Source organism: Pyrodictium delaneyi, assembly GCF_001412615.1.
GTDB classification, from domain to species: Archaea; Thermoproteota; Thermoprotei_A; order Sulfolobales; family Pyrodictiaceae; genus Pyrodictium; species Pyrodictium delaneyi.
In genome coordinates, this window is record NZ_CP013011.1 from 465,728 (window position 1) to 480,176 (window position 14,449).

Here is a 14,449-nt window from a genome sequence, read left to right on the forward strand (position 1 = left end):
AGGCAGCCCGGCTTAGCAGGGGAGGGGTCTAAGCCTTCTCCCACTCCTCCTCATACTTTGAGAGGACAGCGTCGTAAACGCCCTCCTCGACTTCCCGCGTGACCTGTTTAGGATCCTTGCCGTCGACAGTTATACCTATGCTCCTAGCAGATCCCAATATGGTCTTGACAGCCGCCTTGAGGGTCTTGGCTGTGAGTGCAGGCTTCTTCATTATGGCTATCTCAACTATCTTCTCAAATGGTAAATCACCTATTTTCTGATGCATCGGATCACCGGAAGGCTCCTTAGCACCCACCGCTTTCAGCAGTAGCTCCGTAGTTGTTGGCGGCTTTACCTCAATCTCGTACTCCTTAGTATCCTCGTCAACTATTATCTTCACTTGTACCTCGAATCCCTTATATCTCTCAGTAAGCTTGTTGATTTCCTCTACAACCTTCTCTACATCTAGCCCAACCTTCTTCAAGGAGTCGCTTAGAGGTGGGGCTGGGGAAGCCTCGCCCCCCTTAACCTTGACGTTGATGACCCTAATCATGCCCATTGCTAGCTCCCTCGCTCCCTAGCGGGCCTCACCGAGTCACCTGGTACCGTGATTTGAAGCGGGTACTCAACCTCTAGCACATTTAAAACTACCTCATTTTTACCCGGCAACACTCGAACAACCTGCGCCTTCATGCCGCGGAACGGCCCAGAGATTATCTCCACAACGTCTCCAGGCTTGAGAGTTTCGACTACTGCTTCCGGCTTTAGCAGCCTCTCTACGTCATCATAACGCAATACTCCAGGTACCACACCCTTAGCATACCTTATACCTTGTATAGCGTTAGCAGCGTGGAATGCTGCAGGAGTTTCAACTATGACGTAACCTCGTATCTGCGACGGCACTATGATGGAATATATTGGTATGTTCTCGTCACGGACACGCTGCTCTATAATAAGCGCCACGTCCAATTCTCTACCGGCAACAGTCCTAACGGCGTAAAGACGTGGCTGTACAGACGGCTTACGCTGCACCGCGCTATCTTCTTGCTGCTCCATTTCACTCCCCCACTATTATCCAGTTAGAAGCGATGTAGCTACAAAGTGTATGACATAGGCTACGGAGCCTACGAGAAGTATGGCCAGCCATATTACTTTGGCTGCTTGTATATATTCTATCTTGTCTGGCTTCTCTACACGCTGGAGGATAAGCTTCCACTCGTGCAGAGTAGCCTTCATATAGTCTATAATGCTCTCCTTCTCCTTTACAGCCATAGCGCTGGCCCCACGTAGCAGGGCTATACAGAGCTAGAAATGTAAGCTTTGCCACACCTCGGGGCTATCAGGTCTCTCCCTGCTTTAGCTCTGCTAGTATCTTTTCCGCGTAGCGACGCGGTTCAAAAGGCTCCAAGTCTTCATAGCTCTGTCCCACGCCCATGAAGAGAATGGGTTTACCGGTCACAGCAGCAACACTAAGTGCTGTACCACCCTTAACATCTGCATCAACCTTAGTCATTACTATGAAATCTATGCCCACCGCCTCGTCAAAGAAGCGAGCCTGCTCAACAGCATCGTTACCCGTAAGGGCGTCAACCACTAGAGCACGATAATCTGGTTTAGCCACTCTAGTTATCTTACGCAGCTCCTCCATAAGGTCTCTATCTGTGTGCAAGCGTCCAGCAGTATCTATCAATACAACACGGTAGCCGCGAGCCCGTGCATACTCTATGGCATCATAGACTACTGCTGCAGGATCAGCACCATATCGCCCGCCAATAAACGGTACACCGAGCTTCTCAGCATGTTTACGTAATTGCTCTTGAGCGCCAGCACGAAATGTATCAGCAGCCGCAATTACTGGCGTTACACCCTGGCTACGAAACATATAAGCAAACTTAGCTATGGTAGTAGTCTTGCCTACACCGTTGACGCCGAAGAATACTATTCTCAGCGGGTTTTCAGGTGAACGCCTAGACGCCTCTGCAACAAGATCCAACCGCTTATAACCCCGGCTAAGTACTTCCACAATAGCTTCTTCTAAAGTCTTAACTACGTGGCTACGTAGATCGCTGAATCTCGGCACTTTACTACCTACAAGCTTCTCCCGAAGCTTTGCAGCTATCTCTTCAGCAACCTCAAACGCCACATCACTCTCAGCTAGACTGATTACGAGCTCTTCTAGTATTGGTTCCAATTCCTCCTCTTTTATCTCCTTGGTAGCGACGACCTCGGCGACGTTATCTACAAACTTTTTCAACGCCTTTTTAAGCTTGTTAAATACCATACGGTACAACCTCCGGTTTATCTAACATTGTATATAGCTAAGCGTCTCTATAGCCGGGCCGGCTGAGCGATAAACAAGGGCTGGATACAAGGAAACTTAGTGAGCCCAAGATGTTTAAATTAGTTAATGAATGCAAGCAACCGGTAGAAAGGGAGAGCCCCACTATAGCTACTGTTGCCGTTGGCGTGTCTGCGCCATGCCAGCCTGGAGAGACTGTTCCACAGCAGAGCGGAGAGCAGCATAATACTGGGTAAGCTTTGCAAGTTCCCTTTGGTACGCATCTAACAGCTTTGACGTAGATGCTCTTTCCTCACGTATGAATTTCAATGCCTTCTCGTGAGGAACCTCTACGAACAAGTCTAGACCGACATGTACCAATATCTTTTCAAGAGGCTTTATGGATGCACGTACTAATACTCCGCCCCTAGAGTCCAGCGGTACTAGCGCATCTTCTGCACCATTACGTATATTCATAAGCGCCTCTTCAACCGCTGAGAGCTGGATTAGTCTACTTTCGAGTTCCGCTGTGGCAGTTTGGAGTTGTTTTATCTGGTTTTCGAGAAGAGTCAGCTGCTCAATAGCCTCTTCAAGGGTTATAGTCTGCTGTGTACTCAAGGTTTAATCCACCTAGTGAGGCTGGCTAGGGCTACTAGGCTGCGGTCAGGCACCTCCTCGGCTGGTACTTCAACGACACGCTCTATCTTGATATGATACCTCTTTATTTTATGGTTGCTACCCAGCTCCGACAACACCTTCTCTACAGCGTGCTCTGGCTTTAGCGCTCTTACATATTTCCTAAACTTCCACCACTCCGGCATCTTATGTGGACGTATCAGCATCTTACCCTCAACAAGGTAGAACTTCACGTCGCCCATACCGCAGCCCCCATCTAGACCCTCCGGCTCAGCCCCCGAGTCTTAAGGCTTGCTGAATCCTCATAAGCTCGGGACCAGTAGTTTCATCGCCTACCAGTGCACCTTTATCGTTCGCGACAAGCCCTGCCTTTACAAAGTAAAGGCCAAAGTTTACAGTAGCTGTGGCGAACTCTACACGAAACACGTTGCCCAGGACCTTGATCTCCTCGTCACTTACGCCCGGATGCACAACACCACCACGGTTAGTTACAACAATCATAGAGCCTACTGTGGGAATATCCGCCAAATGACGCTGATATACAGTCTCTACGCCCAGGACTTGTTTAATTTTCTCGATAGCTGACTTATCTATCGTTGGTGATACGAATGCTCCATAATTGTTGGCAGCTATCAAGTTTCCGAGAGCAGTTTGACGTATTTCAAGGATCTCTAGCCGTATCTTATCACCTATATACTCCCGTAGGCTATCATATTCCTCAGGCTTTACTATTCTTGGCAACAACAACCCCTTATCATTACCAGCCACCATTACACCATTGATTATCATATCTGCTATCTTGACGTCTATGACTTCTACATCAAGAATGTCGGCTATCTTCTTTTTATCCTTCTCAGTAATCGTTGGAGGCACCAATGCTATGCTGTTGTTAGCAAATATGTAGACACCTATATTGGGGTTCCCATGGACATTCATGTACTCTATCAATCAGCGTCCCCAGTATATCACCGGCTAGACGTGGAGAGGTAATTAGAACTGTCTACCTTAAAGAGGATCCCGTATGAGGGGCTGAAACTAGAGAACCTTGGGTCCTGGAACCGAGTTCATTACATACGAGTACTTTTCGCCTTGTAAGGGTGTATCGGAAAATAGCAATCTAAATATCAATTTCTAACTCTGTTGATCCTGAGCAGACCTCACAGCCTTCTTCTGCCTCACGAGCAGAACCTTGACCTTACCGGTTTCTTGGTCTTTGACAGCCTTGACTGTTATACGGCGAGGCGGCTTCTCTATGCTCCTAGACCATATATATTCATTGACACTATTGTGTATAACTACATCTGCGACATCAACGCCGAAATGCCTTGCTACGAACTTCCTTACTAGCCTCACAGCACGTGCTGCACGATTGCTACGGCGCCCCCAGTATACTCGAGCAAGGGGGATAGTGTATATGGCCTCCTTCTTCTCCTTAGGCATAACTTATACACCTCACACTCACTACTAGCCTCACGAGGTTTAGGCCTTTAGCTTAACTCTCCTCCAGTGCCGACGCTTAGGGTGGTCACGGAACCTCCTGTTAGTCTTTATAATAACCCATATGGGTACTGCACGGTTCTGCTTGAGTGCCTTAGCGAGCCGGAGCTTCTTTCCGAGCGGCTTAAAATGCGCCATGCCTGTAGCGCACCCCCACGCAGCTGCCTCGGGGGTCTACTTTCTTTTAATCCTTATACGTGGCTCCCGATGTGTCCGCTCGTATATGGTTTCCAAAAGCCGCTTGACGATATCCTCGTCAACAGGTGGCTGTAGCTGTCCAGCCTGCACGAGAGCTATAATGTTATCCTCAACTATCTTAGCTAGTTCTGGCCTCACAAGTTTCACGTTGGCAAGGCGCTCCCTAGCCTTAGGAGTTAGTATGGCGCGCAGGAGTGCCTCCCTTTTAGCAGCCTCCTCTTGTTGACGGCGGCGAATCTCCTCCTCCATCTGTAGACGGCGCTGAAGCTCGGCTAGCTTCCTACGCTTAATAGCCTCAAGCTCCTCGTCGTAGAACTCCGCCACTATATCCTACACCCCCGCGTGGAGAGGGGGATAGAGGGGCTCTACTTAGCGTTTAGGGCTGCCAAGCATCGTTGCTGAGAAACATGTTGCTGGAGTTTCTGCTGAGCAACACAAGGCCTCTAGCCAAGAAGACGAAAACTGTCAGGCAGCTAGGAGTGCTATGGGGTAAACGGTTAAGCTAGGTACTTCTTCAGTGCAGGGTTCTTCTCTGCGAGCTCCTTCATTATCTCATACGCCGTGTTGTCTAGTAGGCTGCGCCCCCTAGGGCTTAGTGTACGCCCCTTACCGCGGACCTTCACTACTAGCCCTGCACGCTCGAGCTGCTGGAGTATCTTCCTCACGATCGAGCCAGAGCCCTTCCTAAAGTGCTCTGGAGCTACACCCCTGTTCACACGGCCACCATAGGCGGTGCGTAGCCGCTCAATGCCGACAGGTGTTCCACGCTTGTAGAGCTTACGCAGTATCGATGCTGCCCGGTAGTACCACCAGTCAGGGTCCTCTGGGGGTCTCTCCTTGTGTACACCAGTCTTGACGTAGTAGGCCCAAGCCGGCGGCCTTATCTGTGGCATCTGCTTGAGCTTCTGTGCCACACGCTCTATGAGTAGGTCGGCTGGGACCTCTAACGCCGTGACCATCTTGCGCTCCTCCCCGCTACATTCCGCTCCCTCACAGACCGTATTTTATTCCTTCCAGCAGGCTGGGGTCTTTCACGTCGCGGCTGAGGCCTATAGAGCACAAAAGTGCGCCCTCTCACATCAAGGAGGCGTGCGCCGAGCTTCTCTGCAACCCGGCGCGCAAGCTCTCTCCGATCAAGCCCAGTAACCTTGACAGCCGTACGAAGCGCCTTAACCTTCACGACGCCCTTCTCCTTGAGCCTACGATCTATCTCCTTCAACACCCCCTCACTAAGCCCGTTCTTGCCTATAATCACGTCGGCTGGACCCTGCTGTACTATCTCCTTCAGCCTCGAGAGGTTCCTCATGATCCTCCGGCCTCCTAACCCTGACAATGTAGCGGTGTCTGTACCCGCATATAAGGCATGTTACCACACGCCGCGTAACCCTACCATCACGTACAAGCCTAACCCTAGCAGTAACACCCAGGACGAGCGGCGCTCCACAGTTCTTGCACACGCCCCGGCGGAGCACCACAGGCTTACGGAGGCGGGTGAGCCGCCTTATCTCATCAGCCTCGCGGATGAGGTATCGAGCATAGTCCAGCTTACCCCTCCTAACAGCCTCTACCGCGAGGCTGTACAGTCTATATATAGCCTGGATTGCTACGTCGCGGGCAACTTCCTTAGAGGACTTTAGCCTCCTGGGCACCACAGAGCCAGCCTCCCCTTGAGAGGGATGCGCAGCGTTGGCCACTAAACAAGACACGAAGCATAGACTAAAACTTGTACTGGCAGAGGCAGCCCTCGAAACTGTGCCACGCGAGATCTGGGGACACCCCGCAGTCTACAAACATGCCCGCAGGAGGGGCAAACCATCAGCCTCCATACTTCTAGACCGTAGTATACACCATCAAGCAATGAAGAGGCTTCCAAACGCGGAGAAGCGTGGAAGGCCAGATATAGTCCACATAGCGCTGCTAGAAGCCTTAGGTAGTCCGCTGAACAGGGAAGGCCTTCTAGAAGTCTACGTACACACCCTTAACGATTACGTCATATTCATTGATCCCTCTACAAGGCTTCCGCGTAACTACAACCGGTTCGTCGGCTTGATAGAACAGCTATTCGATGAAGGACAGGTACCGCCGGAGGGTAAACCACTGCTATGGATCCGGCCCATGACGCTCGAGCGGCTTCTCCAAGAGATTGGTGCTACCCATGTCATCTTGCTAGCCGAGGATGGCGAACACCGCAGGCTTAGAGACATAGCTGGAGAAGCCCTCCAGCATGCCCCTGCTACTGCTGTAGTAGTAGGCGCGTTCCCACACGGTGATTTCAACGAGGAGACTAGGAGGCTAGCAACACGGGTCTATAGCATCTATCGCGGTGAGCCGCTAGAGACATGGACCGTAGTCTCTCATCTACTAGCTGTGGCAGCCGACATGCTTAACATAATTTAGACCCAGATATGTCTGCAGCACAGCAAGGAACCTTGGATTGGGGTTTGCGCTAGCGGTGGCAACCGTGATAGCATCAGCATACAGTGGCATGCTACCGCCTAACCCGATGCTATCACTCATACAAGGCGCTACACTACTAGCAATAGTCACTGTCCTTGTACTCTCTAGTATAGATGTGCTGCCGGGGCTACGCAAGCTACTATTGGCTAGCATCGCAATATTACACCTTATATACGTCAAGACCTATGCGTCTACGTACAACTTACACGTACTCATAGCACCGCTCCTCGATGTATTCATAGACTCATCAGGTCACGCATCAGCGATGATAGACTTCACCCAAATAGTAGTTATATACATTATTGCGAGCTATATATACGAGAAGCATGTACAAGCCAAACAGCAGGAAAGAGATATAACCCCCTCGACAGCTACGAGTCCCACCAACACGGACAACCAATAGCTGCGCGGCGTGCCGCGGTAGTATAGCCCGGCCAAGTATGCGGGCCTCTCGAGCCCGTGACCCGGGTTCAAATCCCGGCCGCGGCACCAATTCCTCCAAACACGCCTTCTCTCCCACTTCTCTTGACACAATGACAAGCTTGAAGTCTCGAGCCTAATGTCTAGGCAAGGCTAACGATGCCATAGCATAACAGCGTACAGCCTCTAGGAGTTGCCTAATATTTGCAGCAAAGACAAAAGCAGGTAGGACCTCGCTAACAGTTAGGTATGACCCAACACATGTGTTATAGCAAGACAGGGGCATAGCTACCCTCGCTCTCGCCGTTTCAACCATCATCTATTACCTTTGTATCTACCCAGCAAAGGGTCTAAGTAGGATACAAGCTACTACATGTTACGGTTGTAAGCACTCGTATAACACTATGCTCTTGCTAGAGCTCCACACCAATGAGGTGCTATATAACATGTTTATGAGGCATCCTCTCGACATAACTAAGGACAAGCTTAACAGTAGCGACATTGTTGACGCGATCCGTTTAGCCATAATCGCAGAGCTTGACGCAATAAGCTTCTACCTCCAGGTCGCTAGGCGAGTTAATGACGAGGCTGTGAGAAAGGTGTTTGAAGATGTTGCTAGAGAGGAGAAGACCCACGTGGGAGAATTTCTTGCTCTGCTGAAGCGCCTTGACCCTGAGCAGGCAAGGGAACTTGAGAGAGGTTTCCGGGAAGTATCGGAGCTTCTAGGCGAGGCGACTAGCGAAAGCTAGAGTTCAGGTCGTTATCCTGCGGCTGTCGAGGTTTTAGCCTTCTATCTAAGATATGTCTAGGAGCTAGGCCATGCTCATCTTTTTATTTATGTGTATTCTCCGTCGATGCCCTGCCCCGACATCAGCTCATGTGTGTTCTACGTCTAGGTACGACGCCTACTGGCCACCGAGACATATGGAATGCTTACTTCTCAAGCTACCCTATACCTATAGTCTTCTATACCCCCATGATACATGCTACGGGTCTGTCCTCTTCTTCTGTGCGTTGTATGTTACTCCATGTGACGCCGCCTGGAGCCAGCTGAGGCCCGATGTTCTCCATCAAGGCGAGCCGGTGGCTGCTACCAGCTACCCTCCAGCTTTTATACCCGTGTTAAAGACAGGGTTACCTATGCCAAATGGGTGGTAACCTATGACCCCTGAACCTGGTGCTAAGGCGCCCGTCTTTGAAGCCGTTACGCATCTGGGCTCGAAACTTCGTCTCGACGAGCTGAGAGGCCAAATAGTTGTATTGTATTTTTATCCACGCGCCATGACAAGTGGCTGCACAAGAGAGGCTCAACGCTTCAACGAGTTACTCGAGGAGTTCACTAAGCACAATGCTATAGTGCTCGGCATATCCACTGATCCTCCAGAAAGAAACCGCCGATTTGCCGAGAAGCTTGGACTCCGCTTTACGCTCCTAAGCGACCCGGATGGGGAGATAGCTCGCCTCTATGGTGTCCTAAAGCAGGGATCCAAAAGAGTCGGCGCCGAGCGTGTCACCTTCATAATAGACCAGCATGGTAGAATAGCCAAGGTTATAGCAAAGGTTAGGCCTGCAGAGAAACACGCAGACTTGGCACTCGAGGCTGTAAGGGGGCTCTCTGCTAGACAGTAGCGCCTCGGATGTGGAGCCTAAAACAGTAGCCGGGGGCTTCGACGCCTAGATGTCTCCTCTAGGTCTGGAAGCCTAAAGATGCCTAGATACTAGGTTCTTTACTGTCCCTGAGCCGTCTCTGCCGTCTCCTTCTCTGTGGCCCCGCTTTCCTGCTCCTGAGTGGTCTGCTCTTTCTCTTCTTGTTCTCCCTTCTTCTCCTCAGGCTCTGGGAACTTCATTCTCTCTATGAACTCTATGGCTTTAATCTCGTCCTTCATGTATCGGTACGCCTCTAGTATGACTATACGTTTCACCACCTGGAAGTCTTGTATACCGAACACCTTCTCGCTGAACTCAACTCGGACAGTCCCAGTCGCGCTATCGTATTGCACCTTCACATCTTCAGGGGTTATCGAGGCTGGTGTACGCCTTAGTATTAGGTGCATTATCTTTTCCTCAGGGGTCTGTAGGATCTTCACAAGCTTTACTTTCGCTACCATTGTCTTGCCTGCCAGGGGATGGTTAAAGTCTACTACTACGCGGCCTCCCGTGACGCTTCTTATTACTGCTAGCTGGTTGTTTATCTCCACTATCTTGCCAGGCTCCGGCACCACACCGCTCTTTATGAACTGGTTCTTTGGTATTATCTTTATCTTCTGGGGGTCACGCTTACCGAACGCGTCCTCTGGGGGTATTTCTACCTCCTTTTCCTCGCCCTCGTTCATCTCTATGATTGCCTTCTCTAGGCCTGGTAGCAGGCGTCCCTCGCCGATTATCACTAGACGGGGGCCGTACCTATCCTTGGGATCGTATATCCCAGCCTTACGGGCCTCCTCTTCGCTAGTAGTGTCAACAACCTCTCCGGTGTCTTTTACTCGGAGAGTGTACTCGACTAGCGCGAATGCACCCTCTTCTAGCGGCATTGCTGCCTTCACACCCCGCTTCTAAGGTACCAGCCAGCATCGAGAATGTTCTCGATATAAATACTGTCGCGGCCGCGTCTGGGTCTACCCCATCCAAGCGGCTCCATCAGCTCGTTGACTACTAGTACAGGGTAGTGCCTACAGCGCCCCCTTGGCATTGGCCGATACGTGGCTATAGACTCTGAAAGCACATCGCGGCCGTAGAGGAAGAGCTTCTCGCCTCTAGCCTTTACCACGACGTAGCCCTGGCGGGGGCGTAGCCGGTACCTGGTCAGGAGCGAGCATAATCCTAGGAGGGGTGTGAGCCTGCCTCTCCGCAGCCGTGCTATATGGACACCTATACTGGTCGCGGAGGAGCGTAGCCCCTTGGGGAGGCCTAGCACCGTCCGGACAGTGGCCTCTGTGGCCGCGTACACGTCTAATACGCCTTCAGGGCTGGTACGGCAGAGCAATTGGAGCCCGAGATCTTCTAGTCTCTGGTTTATCCCAAGGCAGCTTAGCAGTCTAGCTACCTCTTCCTCGGCGCTGCTACAGCCGATTAACCAGTCTTCACTAGCCTGCATATCGTAAAGCCCTCCGTAGCGTTACGGTGGGGGAAGAAGCGCCTACACTTGGCAACAGAGGGGTCAAGGTCTAAGTCCAGGTATTTCGTTATTCCCGGGCTTCCAGCTGTGTAGCCTGGCTCCTCCACCTCGAAGTCGCCCCGGTTCTCGAGGAGCGTCGATACTACATACTCGTTCTCCTCGACAGATATACTACAAGTAGCGTAGACCATTGCCCCGCCGGGGGCTAGTGCGTCTAGTGCGGCATCGAGCAGTTCCAGTTGCAGCTCTACCCTGGAGAGTATGTCGTTGAAGCTGCGGGGCCAGCGTCCACGCTTGAAGGGTAGAAGGCCTTCTCCGCTGCACGGCGCGTCTAGCAGTATTGCGTCGAAGGTACCTAGCTTGGGGAGCCACCGTGCATCCATGTGTAGCGCTGTCACGTTGAATACTGCGAGGCGGCTCATATTGTTCTTGAGCGCTAGCAGCTTCCTACGGTTGATATCAGTAGCTATTATCGTTGTTGCCGTGTTGTGTTGCGCTATCTGGCTAGTCTTCACGCCAGCCCCCGCACACATATCGGCTATCCTCTTTGCGCCTTCGGGTGCGAGAGCGGGCACGACCATCATCGAGGCTGGGCCCTGGACTGTGTAGAGCCCCTGCATGTACTCGTGTAGAGCTCCTATGGGATAGGGGGTCTCCTCGACTACTAGCCCGTACCATATGTAGGGGTGGCTCCGGGTCTTGACGCCCTTCTCCTCTAGCCGTTCTGCTAGCTCCTCGACACTAGTGAGCAATGTGTTGACGCGTATAGTCTTCATTATGGAGTCCTCGTTTGTCTCTAGGAGTTTCTCAGCCTCACTGCCCAGGAGCGCGAGATAGCGTAGAGCCTGGTGTACATGTATGAAGACGTATTTCGAGGCTAGCTGCTCTGCTCTAGCTGCTAGTTCCTCGTCCTGCTCTAGGCTAGCGAGCCGTTCCCTCAGCGTCTCTACCGCACTGCGATAGACTGTTTTCCTCCCAGACAGCTGAGGCACACCCCCAGAAGCCTAGGAAGGTTAGACACGACACCCGCTATTGTGCCCCGAGGAGAGCTGCTAAACCTGGGGGTAGAGGGTTAGCATGAGCCGCGGTGTTTTCGTGGGGCGTTTCCAGCCACCACACTGGGGCCATATAGAGGTTATAAAGTGGTGCCTAGACCGCGTCGACGAGCTGATAATAGTTGTAGGCTCTGCCCAGGAGAGCCACACGCTGAAAAACCCTTTCACAGCAGGCGAGCGGATAGAGATGCTCCTGCTTGGCCTCCGCGACGCAGCCGTAGACACCTCACGGGTCATGATAGTACCGGTGCCCGATATCGCCATGAACCATGTATGGCCCCGGTATCTCGAGATGCTGCTCCCACGCTTCCACGTAGTCTTCTCCCGGAACCCGCTCGTGACAAGACTCTTCACCGAGTACGGCTACCGGGTGGAGAGTCCACCGGCCTTCAGCCGGGGCGAGTACAGTGCAACCCGGATACGCAGCCTCATGCTTCGCGGCGACGAGTCCTGGAAGAGGCTGGTACCACCAAGCGTCGCTCGATTCATTGAAGAGATTAAAGGCGTTGAACGACTCGTCACCATCTCCGGGAGGGACTAGAGAGCCTTGGAGCCACTAGTCATAGACGGAAGCTTCGGCGAAGGCGGCGGCCAGATACTACGAACCACGCTAGCCCTCTCAGCCCTACTCGGCCGCCCTGTAAGGATAGTGAATATCCGCGCTAAGAGGCCGAGGCCAGGGCTCCAGCGCCAGCACCTCACCTCAGTGAAGGCCGTAGCAGAGATAGCTGGCGCGCGGGTCGAAGGCCTCAGGCTCGGCTCTACCGAGATAACGTTCTGGCCGGGTAGGCTGCAGAGTGGCCGCTTCCGCTTCGACATAGGCACTGCTGGCAGCATAACCCTAGTACTGCAGGCAGTGCTACCCATCCTAGTCTACGCACCCGGAAGGGTCGAACTCGAGGTAAGGGGTGGAACAGACGTACCTTGGAGCCCGCCCATAGACTATGTACGCTTCGTACTCTCTAGGCTCCTCGAGCGTATGGGCTACGTGTTCCGCGTCACGCTGAGGAGGCGTGGCCACTACCCCCGCGGCGGCGGGATAGTGATCGTAGAGGTGCCCCAGCCCCCGAAGCGCCTCGAAGCTGTAAGGCTCAGCAATGCCGGCGACATCAAGGCGTTCGAGGGGCTTAGCCATGCAGTCCGGCTTCCACGCCACGTAGCTGAGAGGCAGGCAAGAGCCGCCCAGGAGCTCATCACCGCCAGGTACCCGGGGCTACCGGTCGACATAGAGCTGGAATGGTACGAGCCTGGCCGGGATCCCCACCTAGGCCCCGGCAGCGGCATAGTTGTATGGGCTCACACCGGGAACAGTATTCTAGGCGGTGACTCGATAGGAGCGAAGGGCAAGCCTGCAGAGAAGGTTGGGCGCGAGGCCGCAGAGAAGCTCCTCGAGGATTTGTCCGCCGGGAAAGCGCTGGACCGACACGCCTCCGACATGCTGATACCGTATGCTGCACTTGCCTGCGGCGAGTCGATATTGGGCGGAGCAAAGCTGACCATGCATGCATGGACAAACGTAGAACTCGTCAAGAGGATCCTGCCCGAGGCTCGGCTAGAGTTCATCGAGGGCGGCGAAATAGGGAAGCCCTTCACCCTAAGAGTTGAGGGGGTATGCTACCAGGCGTAGAGAGGGCTCAGCTCGCGAATATCCAAGGTGTCTTTCTCCGTAGACACTCGTAGACCGCGCCGAGCAGCTTGTCCACGCCATCGCCTTTTAGTGCAGATATTAACAGCGGCTTCTCCGCGCATAGGTTCTCTCTACCGGCATTCTGGAGGATAGAGTTTACAGCGTCAATTGCTCGCCAGATTGACTCCTCCGGAGCTATGTCTACCTTGTTTACCGCTACTAGGAGGCCTGCTCCACGCTGCGCTATTATTTCCGAGTATATGTCTTGGAGTAGCCGCATTTGGTGCTCAATATCCTGCACCATCTCGGGCGAGGGATCCACGAGGAACACAACAATATCTGGGAGCGACTGGAGAGCTGCAAACGCTTTACGTTCTATCTCGTTATGCTGCTCTATAGGCCTCTCAAGTATACCAGGCGTATCCACCATGTAGAATGCTATGTCTCTAACCTTCGCCTTACCAACTATAACGGTCTTGGTGGTGAACGGGTACGACGCCACCTCCGGCTCGGCTGTAGACACCCTCCGCACGAGCGTGGACTTGCCCGTACTAGGTATACCTGCTACAACTACTATCGGGAGCCCCTCGGACACTATATGCGTCTGTAGCAGCTCTCTCCGGACGCGATCGAGGAGTTCGAGTCGTTTGCGGAGCCGCCGCACCACGGACAATATACATCCACTACCTTCCTTGCGCAGCCTAGCCGCTTCACGTGCATCAGCTGCTGACACTATTAAGAGCCGGTACTGGTTCCAGAACTCCCTTATCAGGCGGAGGGATCTACGTACAGCACGGAGTGCCTCGTCGTACTCGTCTCCCACGAATCCGAGTACGAGCGCGCGGTGGAACTCGCTCATCTCACGGGTCGAAGGTAATCGAGCTACACGCAAGAGTCTAGAGTAGGAGACGTTGAACACCACTTCTAGCCTCTTCAGCTCGAACTCGATTCTACCAGGTAGGCCTCGACGGCGCGGCTTGACTCGTCGATAGCGCTCTCCTACAACACGGATTATCTCCTCAGAGCTGTATACATGTGTCTCCCTGAGTTTCTTAACCGTCTCAGCGAGCTTTAGCATCTCTTTGTGCCGCTTAAGCCATGGCAGTTCCTCATGTTGCGCTGTCATACCATCCCCATACTTCAAGCAACTCCTACTCCCCCTTATCAAGAGCGCCTCCTACAGCCAG

23 protein-coding genes and 1 tRNA gene are annotated in these 14,449 nt (G+C 52.8%); 7 read left to right on the forward strand and 17 right to left on the reverse strand.

Annotated features, from left to right (window positions below):
• Positions 1-28 precede the first annotated feature (28 nt).
• The 13 genes from Pyrde_RS02340 to Pyrde_RS02400 form a co-directional block, all read right to left on the reverse strand.
• Positions 29-538: a 50S ribosomal protein L11 gene (locus Pyrde_RS02340; protein WP_055407863.1), complete on the reverse strand. Its 510-nt coding sequence runs from the start codon at positions 536-538 to the stop codon at positions 29-31.
• Between the two features lie 2 nt (positions 539-540).
• Positions 541-1,035, reverse strand: a complete 495-nt coding sequence (locus Pyrde_RS02345; RefSeq protein WP_055407865.1) for a transcription elongation factor Spt5 — start codon at positions 1,033-1,035, stop codon at positions 541-543.
• 15 nt (positions 1,036-1,050) lie between these two features.
• A complete protein-coding gene (locus Pyrde_RS02350; protein WP_055407867.1) occupies positions 1,051-1,251 on the reverse strand; it encodes a protein translocase SEC61 complex subunit gamma in 201 nt (66 codons plus the stop codon).
• Between the two features lie 67 nt (positions 1,252-1,318).
• On the reverse strand, positions 1,319-2,260 hold the full coding sequence (gene ftsY / locus Pyrde_RS02355) for a signal recognition particle-docking protein FtsY (protein ID WP_055410644.1): 942 nt from the start codon (positions 2,258-2,260) through the stop codon (positions 1,319-1,321).
• 168 nt (positions 2,261-2,428) lie between these two features.
• The gene (gene pfdA / locus Pyrde_RS02360) at positions 2,429-2,875 is read right to left on the reverse strand and encodes a prefoldin subunit alpha (RefSeq protein ID WP_055407868.1); all 447 of its coding nucleotides are present in this window, start codon (positions 2,873-2,875) and stop codon (positions 2,429-2,431) included.
• Positions 2,872-3,135 carry a 50S ribosomal protein L18Ae gene (rpl18a, locus tag Pyrde_RS02365; RefSeq protein ID WP_055407870.1) on the reverse strand — a complete coding sequence of 88 codons (264 nt, stop codon included), beginning with the start codon at positions 3,133-3,135 and terminating at the stop codon, positions 2,872-2,874. Before rpl18a ends, pfdA begins: the two co-directional genes overlap by 4 nt.
• Before the next feature lie 28 nt (positions 3,136-3,163).
• The gene (locus Pyrde_RS02370) at positions 3,164-3,841 is read right to left on the reverse strand and encodes a translation initiation factor IF-6 (RefSeq protein WP_055407872.1); all 678 of its coding nucleotides are present in this window, start codon (positions 3,839-3,841) and stop codon (positions 3,164-3,166) included.
• 183 nt (positions 3,842-4,024) lie between these two features.
• The gene (locus Pyrde_RS02375) at positions 4,025-4,333 is read right to left on the reverse strand and encodes a 50S ribosomal protein L31e (protein ID WP_055407874.1); all 309 of its coding nucleotides are present in this window, start codon (positions 4,331-4,333) and stop codon (positions 4,025-4,027) included.
• A gap of 39 nt (positions 4,334-4,372) precedes the next feature.
• On the reverse strand, positions 4,373-4,528 hold the full coding sequence (locus Pyrde_RS02380; protein ID WP_055407876.1) for a 50S ribosomal protein L39e: 156 nt from the start codon (positions 4,526-4,528) through the stop codon (positions 4,373-4,375).
• 36 nt (positions 4,529-4,564) lie between these two features.
• Complete coding sequence (locus Pyrde_RS02385; RefSeq protein WP_372435196.1) at positions 4,565-4,915, reverse strand: DNA-binding protein; 351 nt, start codon at positions 4,913-4,915, stop codon at positions 4,565-4,567.
• 170 nt (positions 4,916-5,085) lie between these two features.
• Positions 5,086-5,547, reverse strand: coding sequence for a 30S ribosomal protein S19e (locus tag Pyrde_RS02390; protein ID WP_055407880.1), 462 nt, complete (start codon positions 5,545-5,547; stop codon positions 5,086-5,088).
• A complete protein-coding gene (locus Pyrde_RS02395; protein ID WP_055407882.1) occupies positions 5,532-5,894 on the reverse strand; it encodes a YhbY family RNA-binding protein in 363 nt (120 codons plus the stop codon). The genes Pyrde_RS02390 and Pyrde_RS02395 overlap by 16 nt, the downstream gene beginning before the upstream one ends.
• On the reverse strand, positions 5,818-6,240 hold the full coding sequence (locus Pyrde_RS02400; RefSeq protein ID WP_231656774.1) for a ribonuclease P protein component 4: 423 nt from the start codon (positions 6,238-6,240) through the stop codon (positions 5,818-5,820). The genes Pyrde_RS02395 and Pyrde_RS02400 overlap by 77 nt, the downstream gene beginning before the upstream one ends.
• 34 nt (positions 6,241-6,274) lie before the next feature.
• Here Pyrde_RS02400 and Pyrde_RS02405 point away from each other — a divergent pair, with 34 nt between their 5' ends.
• From Pyrde_RS02405 to Pyrde_RS02425, 5 genes are all read left to right on the forward strand, one after another.
• The gene (locus Pyrde_RS02405) at positions 6,275-6,985 is read left to right on the forward strand and encodes a 16S rRNA methyltransferase (RefSeq protein WP_055407884.1); all 711 of its coding nucleotides are present in this window, start codon (positions 6,275-6,277) and stop codon (positions 6,983-6,985) included.
• Between the two features lie 55 nt (positions 6,986-7,040).
• Positions 7,041-7,448, forward strand: coding sequence for a hypothetical protein (locus Pyrde_RS02410; protein WP_055407886.1), 408 nt, complete (start codon positions 7,041-7,043; stop codon positions 7,446-7,448).
• Positions 7,449-7,459: 11 nt separating this feature from the next.
• Positions 7,460-7,537: transfer RNA gene (locus Pyrde_RS02415), tRNA-Glu, on the forward strand.
• A 374-nt stretch (positions 7,538-7,911) separates the two neighbouring features.
• Positions 7,912-8,214 (forward strand): ferritin family protein, encoded by a 303-nt coding sequence (locus tag Pyrde_RS02420; RefSeq protein WP_055410646.1) that lies wholly within the window; start codon positions 7,912-7,914, stop codon positions 8,212-8,214.
• A gap of 412 nt (positions 8,215-8,626) precedes the next feature.
• Positions 8,627-9,094, forward strand: coding sequence for a peroxiredoxin (locus Pyrde_RS02425; RefSeq protein WP_055407888.1), 468 nt, complete (start codon positions 8,627-8,629; stop codon positions 9,092-9,094).
• A gap of 98 nt (positions 9,095-9,192) precedes the next feature.
• On the opposite strand, the gene Pyrde_RS02430 is transcribed toward Pyrde_RS02425, so the two are convergent.
• From Pyrde_RS02430 to Pyrde_RS02440, 3 genes are read right to left on the reverse strand one after another with little or no spacing between them, the layout of a single operon-like run.
• On the reverse strand, positions 9,193-9,996 hold the full coding sequence (locus Pyrde_RS02430) for an FKBP-type peptidyl-prolyl cis-trans isomerase (RefSeq protein ID WP_088172089.1): 804 nt from the start codon (positions 9,994-9,996) through the stop codon (positions 9,193-9,195).
• Positions 9,997-10,004: 8 nt separating this feature from the next.
• On the reverse strand, positions 10,005-10,559 hold the full coding sequence (locus tag Pyrde_RS02435) for a PUA domain-containing protein (RefSeq protein ID WP_055407893.1): 555 nt from the start codon (positions 10,557-10,559) through the stop codon (positions 10,005-10,007).
• Entirely contained in the window at positions 10,535-11,572 is a 1,038-nt protein-coding gene (locus Pyrde_RS02440) for an RsmB/NOP family class I SAM-dependent RNA methyltransferase (protein ID WP_055407895.1), read from the reverse strand. Before Pyrde_RS02440 ends, Pyrde_RS02435 begins: the two co-directional genes overlap by 25 nt.
• 85 nt (positions 11,573-11,657) lie before the next feature.
• Between Pyrde_RS02440 and Pyrde_RS02445 the strand changes: the two genes are divergently transcribed.
• Entirely contained in the window at positions 11,658-12,176 is a 519-nt protein-coding gene (locus tag Pyrde_RS02445) for a nicotinamide-nucleotide adenylyltransferase (protein ID WP_055407897.1), read from the forward strand.
• 6 nt (positions 12,177-12,182) lie between these two features.
• Positions 12,183-13,262 carry an RNA 3'-terminal phosphate cyclase gene (rtcA, locus tag Pyrde_RS02450; RefSeq protein ID WP_055407899.1) on the forward strand — a complete coding sequence of 360 codons (1,080 nt, stop codon included), beginning with the start codon at positions 12,183-12,185 and terminating at the stop codon, positions 13,260-13,262.
• A 7-nt stretch (positions 13,263-13,269) separates the two neighbouring features.
• On the opposite strand, the gene Pyrde_RS02455 is transcribed toward rtcA, so the two are convergent.
• Positions 13,270-14,388 carry an NOG1 family protein gene (locus tag Pyrde_RS02455; RefSeq protein WP_231656775.1) on the reverse strand — a complete coding sequence of 373 codons (1,119 nt, stop codon included), beginning with the start codon at positions 14,386-14,388 and terminating at the stop codon, positions 13,270-13,272.
• Positions 14,389-14,449: the final 61 nt, after the last annotated feature.